This is a genomic window from Leptothoe sp. LEGE 181152, from assembly GCF_032906605.1.
In the GTDB taxonomy this organism is placed as follows: domain Bacteria; phylum Cyanobacteriota; class Cyanobacteriia; order Phormidesmidales; family Phormidesmidaceae; genus Leptothoe; species Leptothoe turfae.
Window position 1 is genome coordinate 128,252 of sequence record NZ_JASATU010000068.1, and the last position, 21,890, is coordinate 150,141.

17 protein-coding genes are annotated in these 21,890 nt (G+C 48.1%); 13 read left to right on the top strand and 4 right to left on the bottom strand.

Annotated elements, in window-relative coordinates; translation table 11 throughout:
* Nucleotides 1-48: 48 nt before the first annotated feature.
* From QGP82_RS34290 to QGP82_RS34300, 3 genes are all read left to right on the top strand, one after another.
* Nucleotides 49-1,662 carry a cation:proton antiporter gene (locus tag QGP82_RS34290; protein WP_499062281.1) on the top strand — a complete coding sequence of 538 codons (1,614 nt, stop codon included), beginning with the start codon at nt 49-51 and terminating at the stop codon, nt 1,660-1,662.
* Between the two features lie 367 nt (nt 1,663-2,029).
* Nucleotides 2,030-3,043 carry an SDR family NAD(P)-dependent oxidoreductase gene (locus QGP82_RS34295; RefSeq protein WP_006514935.1) on the top strand — a complete coding sequence of 338 codons (1,014 nt, stop codon included), beginning with the start codon at nt 2,030-2,032 and terminating at the stop codon, nt 3,041-3,043.
* Between the two features lie 135 nt (nt 3,044-3,178).
* Nucleotides 3,179-7,021, top strand: a complete 3,843-nt coding sequence (locus tag QGP82_RS34300; protein ID WP_499062282.1) for a CHAT domain-containing protein — start codon at nt 3,179-3,181, stop codon at nt 7,019-7,021.
* Nucleotides 7,022-7,317: 296 nt separating this feature from the next.
* On the opposite strand, the gene QGP82_RS34305 is transcribed toward QGP82_RS34300, so the two are convergent.
* Nucleotides 7,318-8,073: a PEP-CTERM sorting domain-containing protein gene (locus QGP82_RS34305; RefSeq protein ID WP_163670182.1), complete on the bottom strand. Its 756-nt coding sequence runs from the start codon at nt 8,071-8,073 to the stop codon at nt 7,318-7,320.
* 416 nt (nt 8,074-8,489) lie between these two features.
* A complete protein-coding gene (locus QGP82_RS34310; RefSeq protein WP_499062283.1) occupies nt 8,490-9,158 on the bottom strand; it encodes a hypothetical protein in 669 nt (222 codons plus the stop codon).
* 194 nt (nt 9,159-9,352) lie between these two features.
* Here QGP82_RS34310 and QGP82_RS34315 point away from each other — a divergent pair, with 194 nt between their 5' ends.
* The gene (locus QGP82_RS34315; RefSeq protein ID WP_499062285.1) at nt 9,353-9,652 is read left to right on the top strand and encodes a hypothetical protein; all 300 of its coding nucleotides are present in this window, start codon (nt 9,353-9,355) and stop codon (nt 9,650-9,652) included.
* 379 nt (nt 9,653-10,031) lie between these two features.
* Here the strand turns inward: QGP82_RS34315 and QGP82_RS34320 are convergent, their stop codons facing one another.
* Nucleotides 10,032-10,547, bottom strand: a complete 516-nt coding sequence (locus QGP82_RS34320; RefSeq protein WP_163670188.1) for a fasciclin domain-containing protein — start codon at nt 10,545-10,547, stop codon at nt 10,032-10,034.
* Between the two features lie 377 nt (nt 10,548-10,924).
* On the opposite strand from QGP82_RS34320, the gene QGP82_RS34325 reads away from it, so the two are divergent.
* From QGP82_RS34325 to QGP82_RS34345, 5 genes are all read left to right on the top strand, one after another.
* The gene (locus tag QGP82_RS34325) at nt 10,925-12,337 is read left to right on the top strand and encodes a GAF domain-containing protein (RefSeq protein ID WP_163670196.1); all 1,413 of its coding nucleotides are present in this window, start codon (nt 10,925-10,927) and stop codon (nt 12,335-12,337) included.
* Between the two features lie 9 nt (nt 12,338-12,346).
* On the top strand, nt 12,347-12,796 hold the full coding sequence (locus QGP82_RS34330) for a response regulator (protein ID WP_163670198.1): 450 nt from the start codon (nt 12,347-12,349) through the stop codon (nt 12,794-12,796).
* A 14-nt stretch (nt 12,797-12,810) separates the two neighbouring features.
* A complete protein-coding gene (locus QGP82_RS34335) occupies nt 12,811-15,147 on the top strand; it encodes a PAS domain-containing hybrid sensor histidine kinase/response regulator (protein ID WP_499062286.1) in 2,337 nt (778 codons plus the stop codon).
* Between the two features lie 99 nt (nt 15,148-15,246).
* Nucleotides 15,247-15,714: a photosystem II protein PsbQ gene (psbQ, locus tag QGP82_RS34340; RefSeq protein ID WP_163670202.1), complete on the top strand. Its 468-nt coding sequence runs from the start codon at nt 15,247-15,249 to the stop codon at nt 15,712-15,714.
* A gap of 13 nt (nt 15,715-15,727) precedes the next feature.
* Entirely contained in the window at nt 15,728-16,870 is a 1,143-nt protein-coding gene (locus QGP82_RS34345; protein WP_499062287.1) for an NAD(P)/FAD-dependent oxidoreductase, read from the top strand.
* Here the strand turns inward: QGP82_RS34345 and QGP82_RS34350 are convergent.
* A complete protein-coding gene (locus QGP82_RS34350; protein ID WP_499062288.1) occupies nt 16,867-18,420 on the bottom strand; it encodes an AAA-like domain-containing protein in 1,554 nt (517 codons plus the stop codon). The two genes, QGP82_RS34345 and QGP82_RS34350, sit on opposite strands and share 4 nt — an antisense overlap.
* A gap of 54 nt (nt 18,421-18,474) precedes the next feature.
* Here QGP82_RS34350 and QGP82_RS34355 point away from each other — a divergent pair, with 54 nt between their 5' ends.
* The 4 genes from QGP82_RS34355 (at nt 18,475) to QGP82_RS34370 (ending at nt 21,790) form a co-directional block, all read left to right on the top strand.
* On the top strand, nt 18,475-19,359 hold the full coding sequence (locus tag QGP82_RS34355; protein WP_163700548.1) for an oxygenase MpaB family protein: 885 nt from the start codon (nt 18,475-18,477) through the stop codon (nt 19,357-19,359).
* 33 nt (nt 19,360-19,392) lie between these two features.
* Nucleotides 19,393-20,073: a LysR family protein gene (locus QGP82_RS34360; protein WP_499062289.1), complete on the top strand. Its 681-nt coding sequence runs from the start codon at nt 19,393-19,395 to the stop codon at nt 20,071-20,073.
* A 49-nt stretch (nt 20,074-20,122) separates the two neighbouring features.
* The gene (locus tag QGP82_RS34365) at nt 20,123-21,226 is read left to right on the top strand and encodes an agmatine deiminase family protein (protein WP_499062290.1); all 1,104 of its coding nucleotides are present in this window, start codon (nt 20,123-20,125) and stop codon (nt 21,224-21,226) included.
* Between the two features lie 69 nt (nt 21,227-21,295).
* Complete coding sequence (locus QGP82_RS34370; RefSeq protein WP_499062291.1) at nt 21,296-21,790, top strand: DUF302 domain-containing protein; 495 nt, start codon at nt 21,296-21,298, stop codon at nt 21,788-21,790.
* Nucleotides 21,791-21,890: the final 100 nt, after the last annotated feature.

Genomic DNA, 21,890 nt, shown 5'->3' on the forward strand with positions numbered 1-21,890 from the left:
CAGGCTATTTGCTATATGATGTAGCCTGATCAACGGGACTCGTTCACCATGTTCTTAGATAGCGCTTTGCCTGTGCACAGTGTTTTGGCCACTGCTGCTACCGCTGTAGACCTGGTAACTGAAAATGAAGCCATCGAAGAGAATCTACGTCAGTTTTTACTGGTGCTCTCAGTATCTTTAGGGGTGGCTACACTGTCGCGGGTAGTCAGTTGGCTGCGGAATATTCCCTACACCCTACTGCTGTTGCTGGTCGGTTTAGGGTTGGCGGTCCTTAATGTGCGCCTGGTTAACCTGTCCCCTGAGCTAATTTTATTTATTTTCCTGCCGCCACTCCTGTTTGAAGCGGCCTGGAATATTAAATGGGAAAACCTCAAGCGCGACTGGGTACCCATTGTGCTCTATGCCGTTATTGGTGTGGTCATCTGCATCGGCGCACTACTTTGGGGATTGATCAACTTCGCAGGGGCCTCGTTGGCAACGGCGTTACTGGTAGGAGCAAGCTTATCGGCAACAGATCCGGTTTCGGTGGTTGCTTTATTTAGAGAGTTAGGGGTTAATAAACGACTCACCACACTGATGGAGGGAGAAAGTCTCTTTAATGATGGTGTGGCTGTTGTTGCCTTCAATCTTGTGTTGGGTATTGCCCTGGGTATAGAGCAATTTGATCTATCCGTTACGATTGCTCAGTTTTTGGTATTCACCGGTATTGCCGTGAGTACCGGAGCCTTAATTGGGTTTGGCATTTCGTTTTTAACTCAACGTTTTGACCTGCCTTTGGTGGAGCAGTCGTTAACCCTGGTATCGGCCTATGGTACCTACATCATTGCTGAGGAATTGGGGGGGTCTGGCGTCATTGCAGTAGTGACCACTGCATTGATTTTAGGCAATTTTGGCTCACGTATCGGCATGAACCCCCGCACCCGATTGGTCGTTTCAGAATTTTGGGAGTTTTTGGCATTTTTCGTTAATTCAATCGTATTTTTACTGATCGGTGATCAGGTCCAGTTCAGCAATCTGGGCAATTACTTAGACTCGATTTTGATTGCGATCGCATGCATGCTCTTAGCTCGTTTAATCAGCGTGTTTGGTCTGAGCTTTTTTAGCAACATGATTACCCCCGACAACACAGACATTAGTTGGCAGGATCAAACAGTCCTCTGGTGGGGCGGGTTACGGGGCTCCGTATCAGTAGCGTTGGCCCTGAGTGTACCGACCATACTCGTCGAGCGAGAAGAGATTATCTCGATTGTTTTTGGGGTCATGCTATTCACGCTGTTGGTGCAGGGGTTAACAACAAAGCCTCTGTTAGAAGCCCTTAACCTGTTAGGAGATCAGCCCCTACGGCAAGAGTATATGCAAGGGGTGGCCCGACGAGTAGCCCTAAACCGAGTCATTAGCCGCATCAAAGAACTGATGGAACGACAAGAAGTTGATAACGAATTTGGCCGTTATCAATTAGCCCTAGTGGAAGGGCAAGTAAAAAAACTGCAAGAAGAAATGAAAAAGATGCAAACAAAGTATCCTGAATTACAGACATTTGCAGCGGAACAAGTAAAGGAGGAGCTATTGGCCATTGAATCAGATACCTATGCAGAGTTAATTCGGGCTGGGCAACTTAAGGATGAATTAGCACCATTACTCCAAGATGTTTTGACCGAATAGAATGATAGGCATTACTGAATTGTGGCAGGAGTTCAAACGACAAATGGCGTAGATTCGTTCCAGGGAATGGATGCTATACATTTCTAGGAACCATTTACCTACGGTGCCATCTGTAATTATGTATACTGCCCCCCAATAATTAAATTGAGTAAAGCAATAAATTTATAGTGAAACGGATCATGAGTCGTGAACTTTGTATATGGTTCTGGTGAATAGAATCGTGAAAATTATTGGCTAGGGATTTGCGCCATACCCGTGCTTTAAACGGATACCGCCTAGACTTGAAACATCTAGTCACTTCGGTAATCCCTGCTCCAGAAGGGCATTATTCAATATCCAGCCAGTTTATCCAGATATAGGAGTTTTTATGAAAGCGTTTGTAACTGGCAGTACCGGTCTGCTTGGGAGCAACCTGACAAAATTATTATTGAGCCAGGGGTTTGAGGTTATTGCGTTAACACGCGAGCTAACTAAGGCCAGTAAGGTCCTGGATGAGCACCCTAGTCTGAAGGTGATCCAAGGAGATATGCAGGCAGTTGATGAATTTTCCCATTACCTACAGGGATGTGATGTCGTCTTCCATACAGCCTCATATTTTCGAGAATCCTTCGATTATGGCGATCATTGGAAGCAGCTCAAAGCCATTAATGTAGATGCAACCATCAAACTGCTTGAGGCAGCTGATAAAGCAGGCGTCTCCAAGGTGATATATGTCAGCAGTGCCTGCGGCTGTGTCGGCATTATTCGGGGTGGCGCTCCCAGTAATGAATCAACACCATTCCAGGAGTTTAACCATAAGAACCCTTATTTTAAGAGTAAGCTACTGGCTGAAGAAGCCATTTCTAACTTTTTGAAGACCCATGATTTGCCGGTTGTGCTGATTTTGCCCGCTGGCATGATGGGGCCGTACGATGCCGCACCGACAGAAATGGGGCGCTTTATCCTTAATTACTTGAAAGGTAAGGCTTCACTGATTCCCAGTGGTGGCTTTCCCATTGTGGATGCCCGTGATGTAGCCATGTCCATGCTGTCGGCTGTCTACTCAGGACAACCCAATGAACGCTATTTAGTGACCGGGGGATATTACTCGGTCAATGAAATTATGAGCAACCTATCTGAAATCAGTGGGCAGCCTGTACCGCAGAAAAAACTACCTCGGTTTGCCGTCCGTATCTGGGCATTTATAGAAAACCTCCTGGGACGCCTTAAAGGCCAAAAGCCCTTTATTCCAGGGGATATGATCAGAATAATGCTGTCGAGACAGTGGTTTGATGCTAGCAAAGCTGCTAAAGGTCTAAAGACGTCCTATCGCCCATTTAAAGAAACCATCAACGACACGGTTCAGTGGTATCAACAAAATGGGTACCTGCGTGACGTATAAAAAGCCTTGTTCCTCACATTGATACCACGTAAGTTCACAAGGCCCTCATATAGTTGACCAGGGACATTCCGGTAAAATCCCGGAGTGCGCCGAAGATTGTCATGGTGTGAGATGGCCTAGCTGGAGGCGTGAACTATGGCACATACCAAAACTTGTGCAGCCCTGATCATCGGTAGTCTGTTGATGGGGGAGAGCCATGTTTGGGCTCAGTCCATTGTGCCTAATGGAGCTGGTACAGCTGTTACCAATGTAGACGGTGAGTACCAAATCACCGGAGGAACTGCCTCTAACGATGGAGAGAACCTATTTCATAGCTTTGAGCAATTTGGGTTAACCGCCGCAGAAGCCGCCAACTTTATTACCCAACCCAATGTCGTGAATATCATTGGGGGAATTAACGGGGGTAATGCATCTGTTATCAACGGTCAGCTAGCAATTACTGGTAGTACGGCCAATCTCTTTTTGCTAAATCCTGCGGGGGTTATTTTTGGCGAAAATGCTACGCTGGCGCTCCCCAGTGATTTAAGCATCTCAACCGCTGATGGTTTAGCTTTTGCTGACGCTACCTTTGATGTCTTGGGTACCCCTGACTATGCCAGCTTAGTGGGCGGTCCGACGGGGCTAGTCTTTCGGTTTAGTACCCCTGGCTCTGTGATTAACGCAGCGGATCTCAACCTGGGGGAAAACGGCACGCTCACCTTGGCAGGTGGCACCGTCATCTCCACGGGCACTGTGTCGGCTGGAGAGGTTGCGATCGCATCTGTCCCTGGAGTACAGCTGATTCGCCTTAATCCAGATGGGTCCATCCTCAGCTATGACATTGCCCCCAGCGACGATGGCTTATTCTCACCCCTCACCCTACCCGAGCTATTAACGGGCGCTGGTGATGTCGCCAATAGTTTAGAACTAGACACCGATGGCAACGTTCGCCTGGTGAGTTCTCCTGATCTGGCCATTTCTAATACATCAGGCAATACACTGGGGACAACTATTGTTAACGACACTGTTAATGCCGACGATATTACCGTACTAGGCGACACCATCGGCATCGTCAACAGTCTTCTCAATGTCAGCGGACCCGATGGTGGTGGGGCTATTCGCATTGGCGGCAGCTATAAAGGACAGGGGCCATTGCCCAATGCCCAGATCACCTACGTTAGTGCCGACTCAGTCTTGGATGCCAGCGCCACCGTCAATGGCGATGGTGGTGAAATTATTATCTGGAGCGATCAGACAACCAATGCCCTGGGGCAGTTTTTAGCATTAGGGGGGGCTAATGGGGGGAATGGCGGCCTGATTGAAACTAGCAGTCGCCAAGGGTTGACCCTGGGTAACTATACCCCCGATGTATCAGCACCCGCAGGGCAAACGGGACTTTGGCTGATTGACCCCTTCAATGTGGAGATCGGCGATTTTCCCACCACCGAATTTAGTGAAGGTGAGGCCTTTAGTCCCTTATCTTCCCCAGCCCGATTAAACGTCAACCTGCTAGTTAATGCTCTGAGAAATGGCGACGTCACCGTAACAACCGGCACTGAAGGAAACGAAGCAGGCAATATTACGCTGCTCAGTGATTTATTGTTTGACAACTTTTCCAATGAAAGTGGACAGACCAACGCCCTCAACCTAGAAGCGGTTGGCAGCATTTTTATTAATGCCAGTATTGCACCCTTATCCTTTGGTGCTCCCATTGATGTTAATTTGCTAGCAGACACTGACAATACCGGCAATGGTCAAGTTGTTGTCAGTAGTCCTAATGCGGCAGCCGGGCTCTTTACCGAAATCAACACGGCGGGGGGCGACCTTGTTATCGGGGCCAACAGCACAAACCTGGCTGGAGCAGATTCATCGGCTATTACTTTAGATAGCAATACTAGCATTTCAACCGTTGATCTGTTTTCTGAAGTAGTCTTCTCAGGTGGGTCAGTGACCCTTGAAGGCATCTCTGGTACTGGCAATGGCGTGCAATTAAGAGACAACTCATCTATTCGAACCGGTGACGGTGTCTTCATCACAGGTGAGAGTGCCAGTGATGTCGGCGTGTTAATAGATGGTGATCTGAATGTTCTCAATGGGTCTTTAGAGATTACGGGGAACAGTACAGACAACGCTGTTGGTATCTCCATCTCAACGCTTCTCGACGTCAACGATCGGCTGACATTGGTGAGCGACAACGATATTCAAGTTGATGCTTTGATCGCCAACAACAATGTCACCGTTACAACACCTGAATTGTTTAGGGCATCAGGTATCTTTTTTGACGAAGGTGGAGAAGGCGAAGGAGAAACGATTGAGAGTAGCGTTCGGAGTCGTGCAGGCCAAGTTACAATTACCCATGGTGGCAACGGGGTTACCCCCTTCGTCATTGGTAATGCTGAGGTGAATGGTACAGCTGGAGCCATCGTTGCCAGAGATAGTGAGCTACAGCCAACTCAGTCATTTTTAGAAGATGTACGAGCAGGAGCCATTGCCATTTTAACGGGAGAGGCTCCAGTCGAGCTGCCGCCGGACCCGGACCCCGATCCGGACCCGGACCCCGATCCAGACCCAGACCCAGACCCAGAAACTGAGGAACCTGACCGGGACAATTTCCCGGAAGTCGATGCCTGTACCGTGGACTGCAAGACTGACCGTCCTGGCCCCGATGTATTTAAGGAAGATGATCCAGGGACCTTAATTGCTGTGGATCCCCAGCTGCTGTCTGGGGTACAGCAAGCAATTTTGCGCAATGAGAACAACTATACCGACGAATTTCGAGAGTATCTCAACTTAGAAACAGACGAATTGACTGTGCCCAATCTGCCCCAGGTGCAGATGGAGCTATCCCTCATTGCTGAGAAAACGGGCAAACCTCCAGCCATTATCTATATTTCCTTTGTCCCAGCGGACTCGACGGGTAACTATTCTGACGTATTGCCAAAGGCAGATCAAGAAATCCGGTCTACTGATGTGCTAGAACTGGTTGTCATCACCCCCGATGGCCCACCCATTTTAAAAACGCTGCCAGTCCCGCAGGAAGAAGTCCAGAAAACCGCTGACCGCTTCCGCAATCATGTTGTCAACCCTGGTCGGGTACGGACACGCACCTATCTTAGCTCAGCTCAGCAGCTCCATAGGTGGATAATTGAGCCCCTGGAAGAGGCATTAACCCGCCGGGGGATTACCAATCTAGCCTTTGTGATGCCGCCGGGGTTGCGATCGCTGCCCGTATCCGCCCTCCATGATGGGGAACAGTTTCTGATCGAACGCTATAGCGTGGGTCTGATGCCCAGCGTTAGCCTCACCGATCTGCGCTATGTAGATGTACGCAAAGCCGAAGTCTTAGCCATGGGAGCTGCCAAATTTGCCGATCAGCCTGAACTGCCGGCAGTCCCCATTGAACTCAGCACCATTGCCGAACAACTGTGGCCCGGTGATTTTGTTATTAATGAAACCTTTACCCCCGATTCATTGGTAGCCAATCGAGCCCGCAAACCTTACGGTATCGTGCACTTAGCCACCCATGGTGAGTTCAAAGCAGGCAGTCTCGACAATTCCTACATCCAATTTTGGGATCAGCGGCTCACCCTGGATCAGGTACGCTCCCTGGGCCTAAACAACCCGGCTGTAGAGTTGATGGTCCTGAGCGCCTGCCGCACCGCCCTGGGCAATGAAGAAGCTGAACTAGGTTTTGCTGGTCTAGCCGTACAAGCTGGTGTGAAAACAGCCATCGCCAGTCTTTGGAAAGTGGACGATGTCGGCACCGCAGGGCTAATGACCCAGTTTTATACCAGCCTACAAACCGAGCCTATCAAGGCCGAAGCCCTACGCCAGGCACAGTTAGCCATGCTCAACGGCGACATTACCGTAGAAAACGGTGAGCTAAGTTGGTCAGGCGGGACCCTGTCGTTGCCAGATGACATCGCTAGCATCGACAGTCGCCTCTTTTCTCACCCCTATTTTTGGGCCTCTTTCACCACCATTGGCAGTCCCTGGTAAGAAATGCCTTGATTAACAATGCTTTTCAAGCTTCGAAAAATCCATGGCTTAAATGTGGCTTCAATAATGGGATCCCCACCCCCCGATCGCGCGCCTCGCTGAACTGGTCGAGGGCTACTGTATTTGTTTCATTATCAATATTCTGCATTCCCATCTGTCACAAAGCAAAGCCACCCCTGAAGCATTGAGCACCAGAGGTGGCTTTACCAATATTCACTCACCTACGAGACACCCAATACAATAGGGTCCCGATCGCGTCATTCTTGCAAAAGATTCGACTGGGCAATGATTGACGGTTATTGCTGAGTCTTGCGCTTAAGGGAGTTGCCGCCAAGCATAGAGATTCCTACTAAGGCAAAGAGAGAGACCGTGGGCTCTGGTACATCAGCTGATTCAGATGGGCCAATCTCAATCAAATCAATGGTAGCATCGATTTCTTCAGGACCGGCAATCGCTAGCTCAATGGCACCCACATTGGTGAAATCAGCATTGCCAACAAAGTCAGAAAAGAGGAATCCTGCGGTTAAGGGAGAGGAGCTGGAAACAGGTGTGTCAAACAGCTGGGCAAGGCTTGAGGTATTGTTATTGGTGTCATAGACTGTAAACGCAAGCTCTAAGCCAGCAAGATCAGCGGAGAGAATATCTAGAAAAATCCCGTCTAGGCCCATACCCCCACTTTGGGTAATGTCAATCCCACCTAAGCCTGTTGAATCAACTGTAGTCGGATCGTCATTACCATCCCAAACAATTAACCCAGCTCCAAGAGTGCCTACATTATTACTAAAACTGAGTGCACCATTATCTACTCTTAAGCGGGTTTCCAGAAAATTGTCTGCATTTCCTAATGCTTCTAGATCCCGAAATTCACCTAAAATACTGCTACTAGGACCAGTCTGACTGCTAGAGGGTATAAACCCAGAAATATCTAGAAGTCCAACATCTTGTGTGACTGAAAAGTCATCTAGTATGATTGTTCCTGCCTGAGCATTACCTGTTCCGACTAGTATTGCAATGATTGGGCAGCCCAGAAGCAGCCTAAAGCTGTTACGCATATTATAAAATCTCCAAGTGCCTAACGACTGAAACATAAATAAAGACGCCATTAACTCAAGGGATGAGATAGATGTGGGAGCGTATCTATAGTCATCCCTACCTTACGTGGGGATATTTTGATTGCCGATATTTATACCCATCGTAGTGTGATCTTCTAACTGTAGACATCAGGAGATTCACGATTTCTCTAGAGGGTTGTGTGGTTTAATCTTCACCAAAAATTGACATTGGCGGTTTGCTGGCCATTTTCGGAAGCATACACATCATCCCTTAGCTGCCAAAGACGCCTTCAAATCCCTGACCAACTGCTCTAAGCTTTTCTGATATGCATCATGGTCCTTCCACTTCAACCCACTGAGCAGGGGATCCGTAAAACTTTCGACTTAAAGCATCTCCAGATTCGGCAACGTCCTATTCAAACACAAGCAGGTTCCTGGAAAAAACGGATAAACCAGATGTAATCTTCTGTGCTAATCCATTCATAGGACATTGCGATTTCCTCGCTTATGCAATAAGTAACCGTATGGAGTGTGCCTTGCAATGATCCTGGTTGAAGTATTTGTCGGTAAACAGGAGATGTAACAGGAGGGCGATAACCAAAAATAGATTCAAATACATCATCAAAGATATTCATTGAATGATCTGAAGGCTCGAATCGCTCTAATGGAATATTGAACCCTGCACCATCTTGGTGGATGTGAACACTCACTGCTTGATCATTGATAAACCCCACTGATAATCTTAAGTCTTCTGCATTGTTGAAAAAAGATCTTATTTTTCCAGGGCTGTAAGTATACGTTACGTTGAGCTCGCCTTCGGCATGCCCAAGGGTCAAGCGAGTCCAATACTGATCAAAGTAACGCTCAATATCAGGGGGGCTTTCACCAAAGATTGAGCGTTCGCCAGATACGGCGGAGGACTGCATACCAGTGACTAGAAATGTGCTCAATCCCAAAATTGCGAGAGCTTTAATGGCGTAACATCGCCACATTTTGAAAACCATCAGCCACACCACAACCCTCACCTCAGCAATGCAGACGACACACGCATAAGCCCCCTCTTTATAGAAGGATTCCACGGCCATCTGGTACTGCAACTGTCGATCTCCTTCTGTAACTGGGCTGAATAGCGACTGACATCACACACGTATGGCAGTTCACTGGATATCTCATCTGAGTCTAGATATTGCACCTGGTCCAATCTAGCCGCTAACCTCAAGACCTTGCCCCAATGCTCCATAAGAGCAGAAGAAGAAAATGTCATCAACGCCTCAATCAGATGATCAACGCCGCATTGTTGTATCCTGTCGTAGTCGCTTTGGCCACCTCCAAACGTCAACTTCGTCAGTATGGCATTGAGCTCGACTTCTCCATGTTCGTGAATGGCTTCACCGACAACGCCTGCAATCGATATAGCTCCATTTTGAGCATTGATCATCAATGGAAGCGGTTCCTGTGGCGGCTCGAAGTTGTAGCGATGGACTCGCCCGGTTCCGTCAGGATTGATTCTGACTCCATTGATCACGACGCCGAAAGCCGTATACAGGCAGCAGTGGCTAGCTTCGTGGATGGCGGTTAGAGATCTTTTTGTTGGAATCATTTTCCCATCCTCACATACAAATTCACCGTTAGTCCAGGGGACAACTGCCCTAAATGTCCTGTGCTTCGTACGGCGGCATAGGGAGGGCGTATCGCCATTGGCAGTCCCTGGTCAGGAATGCCTTTATTCATGCGGATTTTGAAAAGATATTCAATTCAATAGCTTAACCGTAGCTTAGTTAAAGGATTAAGGGATGCAGCTAAGTAAAATATGACGGCTTAACTTAAGCAACTCATATGGGGTTGAATAAGTACCGGTCCCAGGCAATGGGAGAAGTTGGATTAATCAGCTCATAAGGGCTGCACTTTGTGCAGCCCTTACAAGACTCTTTATTTTTAATCGAGGATTAGGGATAACCCTATCGCTGTGGGATCAATACCGTATCAATGGCATGGATAACACCATTGTTTGCAGTGATATCCGCTGCTCTAACAGTGGCATCATTGATTGTTACTTGTTGTCCCACATTCACTTGTAAAGGTAAGCCATTTTTACTGTCCACAGCGCCTGAAGCAAGCTGATCAGAGGTAATACTACCACCGATCACATGGTAGGCAAGAACGTCGAGTAAAGTCTCTCTATTTTCAGGTTTATAGAGACTTTCAATGGTTCCCTCAGATAAACGACCAAAGGCATCATCGGTGGGGGCAAAAACAGTGAATTCTTTCCCATTAGAGCCATTAAATGCCTCTAAAATACCTGCATGGTCCATGAGAGAAACTAGAACATCAAAGGAATCGTTTGAGCCAGCAATCTGGGTAATGCTTTGACTACTGGTACTTTGAGCGGTTACGGGTAATGCAATCAGCAAACTAGTGAACCCGATACCAGCAACTTTGAGGCAGTGTGAAGTCAGTTTAGAAAGACGTGTCATGGTCTAATGAATTCCCTATGGATAACATTGCATTAGCTCAGCTGCCGTGAGTTATTCAGTGTCTCAAATTGTCGAAGACGACGCCTCAGGCACGACACAAGCTTTCCATAGAAGCAGATAGTATTTTTGAGGTCAGAATAAATCTTTCTTGAATGTAGGTTTAAAACTATTAGAAATTGCTGAGCGTGTCTGTCTAACAACGTCTATTCGCAATCCTCAGCGATACGGGTGATTCTGAAAAATGCGCCCCTAGCTTAGAGAAGATATTTTGTTTGTTATCTATAACGATACTGAATACTTAACCCAGTTCCTGGATCTGCTAAAGTAGCCGTTCAGTTAAGCATTTAGTGACTTCAAGCATTAGCGAGCTGAGCGTTATGAACTCAAATCTATTGGCAAGATTACGCAGTACTTGTCACGATGAAGCTGAATGGGAGCAGGTCCAAGCACTCCTAGGTAAAGAATTTCAAGCGTTGGAGCAGCAGGTTCATCAAGCGCATTGCCAAATTGATCAGCAGCAAACTCTATTCCGCTTGATCACTCGGCTTCGGGAACCTCTGGATCTAGAAACCATCTTTAAATTGACGGCAGCTGAAGTTCGGCAACTGCTGTCCGCAGACCGAGTGGGGATGTTTCGTTTCTACCCTGATACTAACTGGAATGACGGGGAATTTGTTTCTGAAGATGTAGACCCCGAATTTGACTCTGCGATCGCACAAAAAATTCATGATCACTGCTTTGGGGATCAGTTTGCTATTCATTACCAGCAAGGTCAGATCCAGAACGTCACAGATATTCATGATGCCGGGTTGAGCGATTGTCACATCCAGATCCTGTCCCAGTTTCAGGTGCGGGCAAATTTGGTGGTGCCCCTCGTGCAAGGTCGTCACCTGTGGGGATTACTCTGCATTCATCAGTGCCAGGCCCCGCGCCAGTGGCAGGAAACGGAAATCGAGTTTGTTCAGCAAATTGCGAGCCACTTAGCAGTTGCACTCCAGCATGCAGAACTCTTGACGGGTCTCCAGGCAGAAGTGGTCGAACGCCAGCAAGCCGAGGAACGGGCGCAAGCGCTGAACCGAGGATTGCAGCAAGCCATTATTGAACTAAAGGCTGTCAATCAAGAACTGGAAGCCTTTAGCTATTCCGTTTCCCATGACTTGCGCGCCCCCTTACGTAGTATTGATGGCTTTAGCCAGGCACTGCTAGAAGACTGCCTGGAAAACTTAGACGAAAACGGCCAGGACTATTTACGCCGAATCCGCTCGGCCACGCAACGCATGGGGGCATTGATCGATGATTTGATCACCCTATCGCGCGTGACCCGTAACGATATGCACAAAAGATCGGTTGATCTGAGCCGATTAGCCCATCGCATTTGTATCGATTTACAGCAAGCGTCCCCAGAACGGCAAGTAGAGTGGGAGATTCAACCAGGCATGCTGGCCTATGGTGATCGGCCGCTGCTGCAAGTGGCATTGGATAATTTATTGAATAATGCCTGGAAATATACCTCTAAGCAATCCCACGCTAAGATTGAGTTTGGTGTAATTACTCAGGAAAACGGTATCCCAGCCTACTTTATACGAGATAATGGCGTGGGCTTTGATATCTCCTTTATCGACAAATTATTTCGACCGTTTCAGCGATTACATGGGATGCATGAGTTTTCTGGCAATGGCATCGGCCTCGCTACGGTGCAGCGAATCATCCATCGACATGGGGGACAAGTGTGGGCTGAAGGCGCACTGGATCAAGGGGCCACATTCTATTTCACGTTAACGGAAGAGTGAGGTTGGGGTATGAGTGGACAGGTTGATCACAAAGTCATTCTCTTGGTAGAGGATAATCCCGATGACGAGATTTTAACCATCCGTGCCCTCAATCGCAATCATATTGGCAATCAGGTTGTCGTTGCCCATGATGGTGTCGAAGCACTGGATTACCTGTTTGGTACAGGTCCGTATGCAGATCGCGATGTTAGCCTTAAACCAGCCGTGATTTTGCTGGATCTTAAGCTGCCCCGCCTGAATGGCCTGGAAGTTTTACGTCGCTTACGGGGGGAAGCACTCACCAAACTTTTACCCGTGGTTGTCTTAACCACATCCAATGAAGAGCAAGACTTACTCGATAGCTATAACCTGGGATGTAATAGTTACATTCGCAAGCCAGTGGATTTTCTCCAGTTTTCCGAAGCCATTCGGCAGCTTGGAATGTACTGGTTATTGATGAATCAATCCCCGCCTGTTTAGGAAGGTAATCGCCTGTGACTACCCATTTGCAAGTTTTAGTTGTTGAGGATGTAGAAGACGACTTGCTCTTAACGTTGCGGACGCTACGTCGCGGCGGCTACACGCTAGATTACGTTCGGGTAGAAACGCCAGAGGAGATGCAATCGGCCCTCGATCACCAGGATTGGCACATCGTCATTGCTGATTACACATTACCTCGGTTTAGTGCACTAGAGGCGTTAAAGCTGCTGCAGGCCCAACAGCAAGATCTGCCGTTTATTATTGTCTCCGGCACCATTGGTGAAGAGACAGCGGTTGCGGCAATGAAAGCGGGGGCCCATGACTACATTCTCAAAGGGAATCTTGCCCGGTTGGTGCCGGCTGTTGAGCGGGAGTTAAGGGAAGCCGAGGAACGACGGAAACGACAGCAGGCAGAGCATGCTTTGCGAGAAAGCGAAGCCGCACTGCGCCAAAGCCAGCACCAATATCAATCCTTAGCGGAAACCTCTCCCGTTGGCATCTTCCGTACGGATGCCCAGGGAAATTATGTTTATGTGAATCGACAATGGTGTGACATGACCGGGATGACATTGGAGCAGTCCCGCCAAATGGAGAATCATGTCAACGCTTTGCATCCAGACGATCGTGATCATGTGTTAGCCACCTGGCAAGCGGCATTGAAAGACGGCATTCCTTTTCGTTTAGAGTTTCGTTTCCAACATCCCGACGGAACGAGCATCTGGGTCTTTGGTCAGGCATTGCCAGAGCGCAAGCAGGGGGAAGGCATCCGGGGGTATGTTGGCACGATTACGGATATTAGCGATCGCAAATTCGCCCAGCATCGGGTGCGAGAACAAGCTGCACTTTTAGATGTGACCACAGATGCCATTCTTGTCCGGGCCATGAATGGACAAATATCATTTTGGAATAAAGGGGCCGAAACCCTCTATGGCTGGTCTGCTGAGGAAGCACTCGGCCAAGATGCAAATCAGTTGTTGTATGCGGACGCACCAGATGACGATGAGATTGACCAATCTTTGATCCGCGAAGGCAGCTGGAAAGGCGAACGAAAACAAGTGACACAGGCGGGCCAATCCATCACGGTGATGAGTCGATGGACGTTAGTAACCGATGAGCAAGGACAGCCCAATGCCATCCTGACCGTTAATACTGATATCACCCAGGCCAAGCAATTAGAATCTCGATTTTTGCGAGCTCAACGACTAGAGAGCATTGGCACATTGGCCAGCGGGATTGCCCACGATCTAAATAATATTTTGACGCCGATCTATGGCGTGGCCGATCTCTTGCCGATGCAATTACCCGATGTGGACGAACACATTCAGCATGAGTTTGAGATATTGAAAAGCAGTGCCAAACGCGGCTCTGAGATTATTAACCAGATGCTCTTGTTTGCAAAAGGTGTAGAGGGTGACCGGTCGTTATTATCCATCAGATATTTAATTAAAGAAATCAGGAGCTTTGTCCATAAAACATTTCCGAAATCTATCGAGATTGCTGTTGATGTACCTAAGAATATTGACTCTGTAAAAGGTGATGAAACCCAGCTCCATCAAGTATTTATGAATCTCTTTGTCAATGCCCGTGATGCGATGCCCAATGGCGGAAAATTGACGGTATCGGCCATGAATATACAGCTTGATCGGGCCGTTGTCTCCAGCCATCTAGACGTGGAAGCAGGTCCCTATATTGTTGTCATAGTGACCGATACCGGCACTGGCATTCCCCCGGATAAATTGGCTTACATTTTCGATCCTTTCTTTAGCACTAAGCAAGCTCAGGGGGGAACTGGATTGGGGTTATCCACGGTTCACGGCATTATTCAAAGTCACGGTGGATTTATCACCGTTGATACCGAAGTTGGTCGGGGTACTCAATTTAAGGTGTACTTGCCTGCGATTGAGGCAGAAGAGAGAGTGGAAGCAGAAGTCCTTTCTTTCCCGTTGGGCCAAGGAGACGGGGTTCTGGTTGTAGAGGATGAAGCCCCTATTCGTGACATCGCCCAAAGCATTTTAGAAAGCCATAACTATAAGGTGATAGTGGCAACGGATGGGATTGATGCAATCGCCAAATATACTCAACATCAAACCGATATCAAGGTTGTTTTGATGGATATGACGATGCCCTCTTTAGGGGGGGCAACGGCCATCCAAGTGATGCAGAGAATTAATCCTGACGTTAAGGTGATTGCGGTCAGCGGTTTACCGAGTAATGAGCAAATTGCATTATCCCTTGGGGAAAACGTTAAAGCCTTTCTCCCAAAACCTTATAATTCTGCTGACTTGTTAAAAATCATACCTAATGTACTTCAGACTGACACGGAACCCGTGTCTAAGACTGTGGAAACGTAATTTGCAATGATTGACGTACTATAATTAGCTGGGTTTGATACTGTGTCATTGCTGATTCAATTCAGCCACAGATTAACTTCATTAGGAGGTATTGCTGGTATGGAACGGTTTCGATCACTAGCACGGTCGATGGTGGGAGTATTCTTGGTTGCGATCGCAACCCTACTCGTGAGCTGCAGTTCTGGTGGTCAGGCAACTGCCCCCCCAACCTATTCTGCGGACCAGATCGCTCAAATTTCTATTTACGCTGGCCGTATTCAGACTTCCAAAGATCGTCTGCCTGAGCTAGCGGGTTACATCCGTGATGAAAACTGGGCTAATATCGACAACTTCATCCACGGTCCTTTGGGTGAACTAAGAGAACGTATGAATCGCTTGGCATTTCTATTGTTACCTAACGATAAATCTGAAGCTCTGGCCCTATCCAACGAGATTACAGAGGATCTTGAAGCCATGAGTGCTGCAGTTACTGCATTTGATAGTAATCGCACCAATCAGGCTTACATTAGGTTTGCTAAGGACTTAAGTACGTTTCTTAACCTGGTGCCCACCGAAGAATCAGTCTAAACAAAACTGCTAAATGACACGAATTGCTATTGTTGGTTGTGGAATTGTCGGCGCTACCCTAGCGTATGAGCTGAGTAGTCATAGCCAACTTGATATTCATGTCATTGATCAAGGCAACCCCGCCCAAGGTGTTACCCAAGCGGCCTTGGGCGTTTTAATGGGTATTATTAGCCACAAGGTTAAAGGTCGTAACTGGCGACTACGTCGGGACAGTATTGAACGCTACAAAACATTACTGCCTGAATTAGAAGCATCGTTAGGACGATCTATTCCCCACATACAGGGTTTAATCAGCTTCTGTTTTGATCGAGAACAAATCCCACGTTGGCAATCGCTGCAAGCTAAACGTGCCAGCCAGGGATATCCATTGGAAATTTGGTCACCACAACAACTAAAGGACCGCTGTCCCCAGGTCAATACAAAAGCTGTGGCAGCGGCAATTTATTCTCCCCAAGATGGTCAGGTACATCCAAAAGAACTAACATTAGCGTTGGTTGAAGCGGCACAACAGCGCGGCGTTACCACACACTGGCAGAGTCCAGTTTTAGGCTTAAATAAAAACGCTGGTTATTGTTCTCAGCTACAGCTGCCTGAAGAGATCTTAGATGTGGATTGGGTGATCCTCTCAGCTGGTCTGAACTCAGCAGACTTAAGCCAGCTGGGGGCAGAACCATTGCCGATGATCCCAGTGCTGGGTCAAGCCATGGAAATTGAGCTGGATCAGCCCTTAGATAACACCTCGTTTCAACCGGTGCTTAATGGACATGATGTGCACTTGGTACCCTTAGGAGAGAAACGTTACTGGCTAGGGGCCACTGTGGAATTTCCCCCCGGCGGTGAGGCCGTTGAATTTCCCCTGGGCGATGACCTTGAGATGGTGCCTAATTTAGAGCGATTAGAGCAGATGCGCCAAAGCGCCATTAGCTATTGCCCAGCCGTTGCCCAGGCTAGAACCCTGCGTCACTGGAGCGGATTACGCCCTCGCCCCCAGGGTCAGGGTGCCCCAGTGATTAAACCACTGGCGGGCTATGAGAATGTGATTTTGGCAACAGGGCATTATCGCAATGGCATATTGTTGGCACCAGGCACAGCAATTACTGTGGCGGAACTACTGGGCTTAACAACGAAAGCCGAATCTGAAGACCCAGATGCTTAACCACGAATAACATTGATATGCCTGCCTTGGGGACTCATGGTCGACTCTGTTGTCGTGCGTTCAGCAATGGGGGGCAGCTCACTGCGACGGTCAAAAATCACGAGCCAGCCCTGGGTGAGTCCCAGCCCTGCAAGATAGCTATCTAATTGTTCCAACCCTTTTGATAGGGGATCTGAACAATGATCTCGCCAAACTTTTAGTTCAATTGCTAGGGTAACATTGCCATACCGTAAACATAAATCCATGCGACCGCTACCAATGGCATATTCTCTTTCCAGGGTACCGCCACCATTGACAACTCTGTGTAAAAAGGCCATCATCACCAAATGAGGCGCAATCTCATGGTACGGGGCACTTTTGAGCAATGGCTCACCATGTTGTTGCCAAAAGCGAAGAAAAGCATCCAACAACTTTTTAGAATCTAGCTGATGATCGTCAGTTAACCAGCTGGGTTGAACAATCGGTAAACCTGCTTGGGGTCCGCTGGCCAAGGCCCTGGGTAAGACTTCTCGATAAATTGGATTAGCAATGATTAGCCCACCAGCAGGATGATGTACAACCAGACCCAGATCAACTAAAAATTGACGATCATCTGCTGGCACAACACCCAACTCTTGACCTGCTAGCATAGGTTCCACAATAGAGCGCACTCGGTCTTCCTGGAGTCGTTCTGTCAGGCTATCCAGATGAGTATCCTGCCGCCGAATCAAAATTTCCTTAGCTCGATTGATAGTTGCTACATCAATTGGTTGTTGAGAATCTGGCACCAGTTCTTCTACCGCTTCTTTTGCTAAAGCGTTTACTAACCAGGGTTGTCCCTGGGTGAGCTCAAACGCTCGGGCCACAGCAGCTTCTGTAAACAGTTGACCCGTATCAGCCGTGTGCTGGCCATATAGCTGGGCTACCTCAGCCGCCGTGAAGTTATTCAGTGTCAGCGATTTGACCTTAATGTTAAAGGGGCTAGATGTATTCAGTCGAGAACTGCCACCCGCAGCTACTTTATAATCCCGTACGTCTCGCAGACCGGTCAGTGCTAAGGCATGGGGAAACCCTTGAGGGCGATTGGGGTAGCCATCTCGTAATTGGCGTAATACTGAAATCAACAACTCATTCTGTAGCGAATCAATTTCATCAATAAATACCACTAAAGGAGGCGATGAATGCGCGGCCCATTCACTAAGAGCGGCACCAATACGTCGCCCTGTGGGAACATTATCTGGCCATGGCGGTGGCTGTAGGTCACTGGGTAAGCGAAACCGAGCAGCTCCCCGCCACGCATCTAAAATGCTGAGCTCTGCGGCATCTACATCATTCAGTAAGGCAGAACCTACTTCCACAGAAACCATAATGGCCGTGTAGTTTCCGCTAGCTGTTAGTTCTTGGGCCAGCGCTAACATAGCAGTGGTTTTACCGGTTTGCCGTGGAGCGTGGATCACAAAGTATCCCTGCTGATCGATAATGCGCCGAAGCTGGGGCAGCCGCTCTACTGGTGAGAGCATATAGTGAATATCAGGTTTGCAGGGACCTGCCGTGTTAAACCAACGTGCCATGGCAAGGATTAGTTGGAGCTGGGTTATTCTAACAGGGTAGATGGGGACAAGAGCATGAGGCGATATGATATTGCCCGGAAAATTGAAACGATGGATCCGGAGCAGGATGCGATCGCAATTTGTCATCTCCTGGCGGGCTATGAGTTTCCCTGGGATATGACCCGAGCGTTAGAAATTGCCCTGCTGCGGACATTTTGTGTGCCCAGTATTGCCAAACTGCTGGACCATACGGGGGAGTTTCAGCACCATACCCAAAAGCGCTATGACGACACCGGGATCATCGTCTCACAGCTGCTTAAGTGGGGCTACCGACATCCAAAGGGACAGGCATTTTTAGAACGGATGAATGCCATCCACAGTCGGTTTCCCATCGGCAATAACGATTATCTGTATGTGCTGTCCACATTTATCTATGAGCCTGTGCGCTGGTGCGATCGCTTTGGTTGGCGCGCCCTCAGCGAGCTAGAGAAACAGGCCATGTATCACTTTTGGTATGGCGTTGGCGAACGCATGGGCATTACCGATATGCCAGACTCCTATGGGGCATTTGAAGCCTATAACCTGGCCTATGAGCGGGAGAAATTTACCTATGCTGTGGCCAATCAACGGGTGGCGGATGCGACGCGGGCAATGCTATTGAGTTGGTTTCCGGTGGGGGTGCGATCCCTCGCCAACACAGCTGTACCTGCATTGTTAGATGCCCCACTGCTCAATGCCTTAGGCTGGCAACCTGCGCCCCAGCACCTCACCCGGTTGCTAAAAACCAGTTTAAAAGCTCGCAGTCGACTGCTACGTAAACTGCCGCCCCGTTCTTTACCAGACTTCTTTGCCGATCAATCCATTCGTAGCTATCCCCAAGGCTATGATGTATCAAACATCGGTCCTGAATCATTGCTGCCAGAGCTCAATCATCCAGAGCTCAATCATAACGATCGCTAAACAACCCAAATTCAACCCCCTTCGGAATCACCTATGGCCGTTCAGTTAGATAGCGTAGTCCCCTTTGGTCGATCGTTGGATGAATACACCAAAATGTTCAACCTAACTGAGACGGAACTACAAAACCCTATCCTTTCTGTTGCCGATGGACCCGCCAGCTTTAATGCAGAAGGCACTCGGCGAGGCTATCAGATCAAATCCGTCGATCCGCTTTATTGTTTTAGTGCTACAGAGATTAAACAGCGCTTTGATGCAGTTGTAGATAACATTATTCAACAGGTCGAAAACACCCTGGATGACTGGGTTTGGAGCTACCATCATTCGCCCAGTGATCTGAGAAAAAACCGTGAGGCTGCGATTCGACTATTTTGTCAAGATTTTGCCTCAGGCAAAACTGAAGGCCGTTATGATCTAGGAGAATTACCCCAGTTAAGCTATACAGACGCTAGCTACCAGTTGGGGTTATGTTCTCATTTCCTATTTCTCTATTCTGAACAATTTGATCAGATCTTTCATCTCAACTCTATTTGTGAACTGTTGCGCATCTGTCAGGAAGTACGCATTTTCCCCTTAGTTGCCTTAGATCTACACCCCTCACCGCACCTGGAGTTTGTCATAAATGCTCTGACTACAAGGGGATATCAGTGTGATATTCAGACTGTTGCCTATGAGTTTCAACGCAACGGCAATAAGATGTTAAAAATCACCCAATAATTTTAAAGAATTTCTCTCTTGGGGCACAAATTGCATATCGGGGATGACCATGATCACAAGACGACAATTTGTTCAAAATACTTCGCTATTTGCTGGAGGAATGCTGATGGGTTGCGCGAATTCTCAAGTAAGCACCCAGCAATGGTATATGCCCGATGAAGCTGCACCCCATACGCGAACCTGGATGGCATTTGGGGCAAGTGCGCGCATTTGGGGGCGACAACTACTGCCAGAAGTGAGACGTAACTTAGTTACCCTTGCCCAAACAATTGCCCAGTATGAGCCAGTATCTATGCTGGTCAGACCTGAAGAGTATGATCTCGCCAAAGATCTATTAGGTGCATCTGTTGAATTGATTGTGTCGCCCTTAGATGACCTATGGATACGAGATACGGGTCCTCTGTTTGTTTTTTCTAAGCAGGGTCAAAAAGCTGGCATTGACCTTAACTTTAATGGTTGGGGTCAGAAGCAAGTTTTTCAGCAAGATGCTGCTGTTGCTGCATTTGTTACCCAGCAATCTGGGGCTGAAGTGGTCAATACTAATCTCGTTTTGGAGGGAGGGTGTATTGAAGTCGATGGCGATGGTACTGCCATGATTACTGAAAGTTGTGTGCTCAATGACAATCGTAATCCAGGTGTGAGCAAGTCTGAGTTTGAAGACCAGCTAATGCCGCTTCTCGGTCTGGAGAAGATTATCTGGCTACCTGGAATTAAGGGAAAAGATATCACCGATGGTCACACCGACTTCTATGCTCGGTTTGCCAGACCGGGTGTTGTGCTGGCTGGTTATGAACCCGATCCAAGCTTTTTTGACCATGGGGTGACTCAACAGCATCTAGCACTCTTAGAAAATGTAACGGATGCCCAGGGTCGACCGCTTGAAACCATTGTCCTCGAAGCACCTGGCACAATCCGAGAAAGTTATGGGACGTCAGATTTTGCCGCCGGTTATGTGGGTTTCTACGTCTGCAATGGTGCGGTGATCATGCAGGAATTTGGGGATGGCCGCGCTGATCAAAGGGCGCAACAATCACTACAACAAGCCTTCCCAGATCTCGAAATCATTGCCCTGAATATTGATGCTATTGCGGCTGGAGGTGGCAGTATCCACTGTGCAACTCAGCAAGAGCCTGTAAAAAATCTTACGACATAGCTGTTTTTAAAACATCTACGCCCTATAGTTATAGGCTGAAAACACAGTTCTGGTTCTGAGCCCATCACCATGCGCAATATTACAGCCGGTATCGGTTTCTTAGGGTTAATCCTGATTGCAGGAGCTGCCTATTTTTCTCGTCAGCAGGCGGTCGCCCAGGCAACTGGACCCACAGGTTTAGTTGTTAAGCCTAGCCCTTACAGCGTTGGGGAAACAGAAACTCGATTTAAAAAGATTTTGGAAACTAACGGATTGAATTTATTTGCCACCGTTGACCATGCCCAAAATGCCTCTGGGGTAGGGTTGGAGTTACGACCTACCCGAGTCGTTATTTTTGGTAACCCCAAACTAGGAACGCCTCTGATGCAGTGTCAGCCAACCATTGCCATTGATTTACCGCAAAAGGTACTGATTTGGGAGGATGACCAGGGTCAGACGCAGCTAGCCTATAACGACCCGCAGTATTTGGGGGGGCGTCATCGTTTGGATGGCTGCGGTATAGAGGCGATTAAGACAGTTTCAGGGGCGCTGAATAATCTAACGAATGGTGCGATCTCACCTTAACATCAAGCCCATGCAAAACCATCACGGCCCATGTTCAGGAGACCTTTACGGCAAACAAGAGTGACTCGAAAGCTTAATGCGGCAGGCCTGTAGTCCCCTT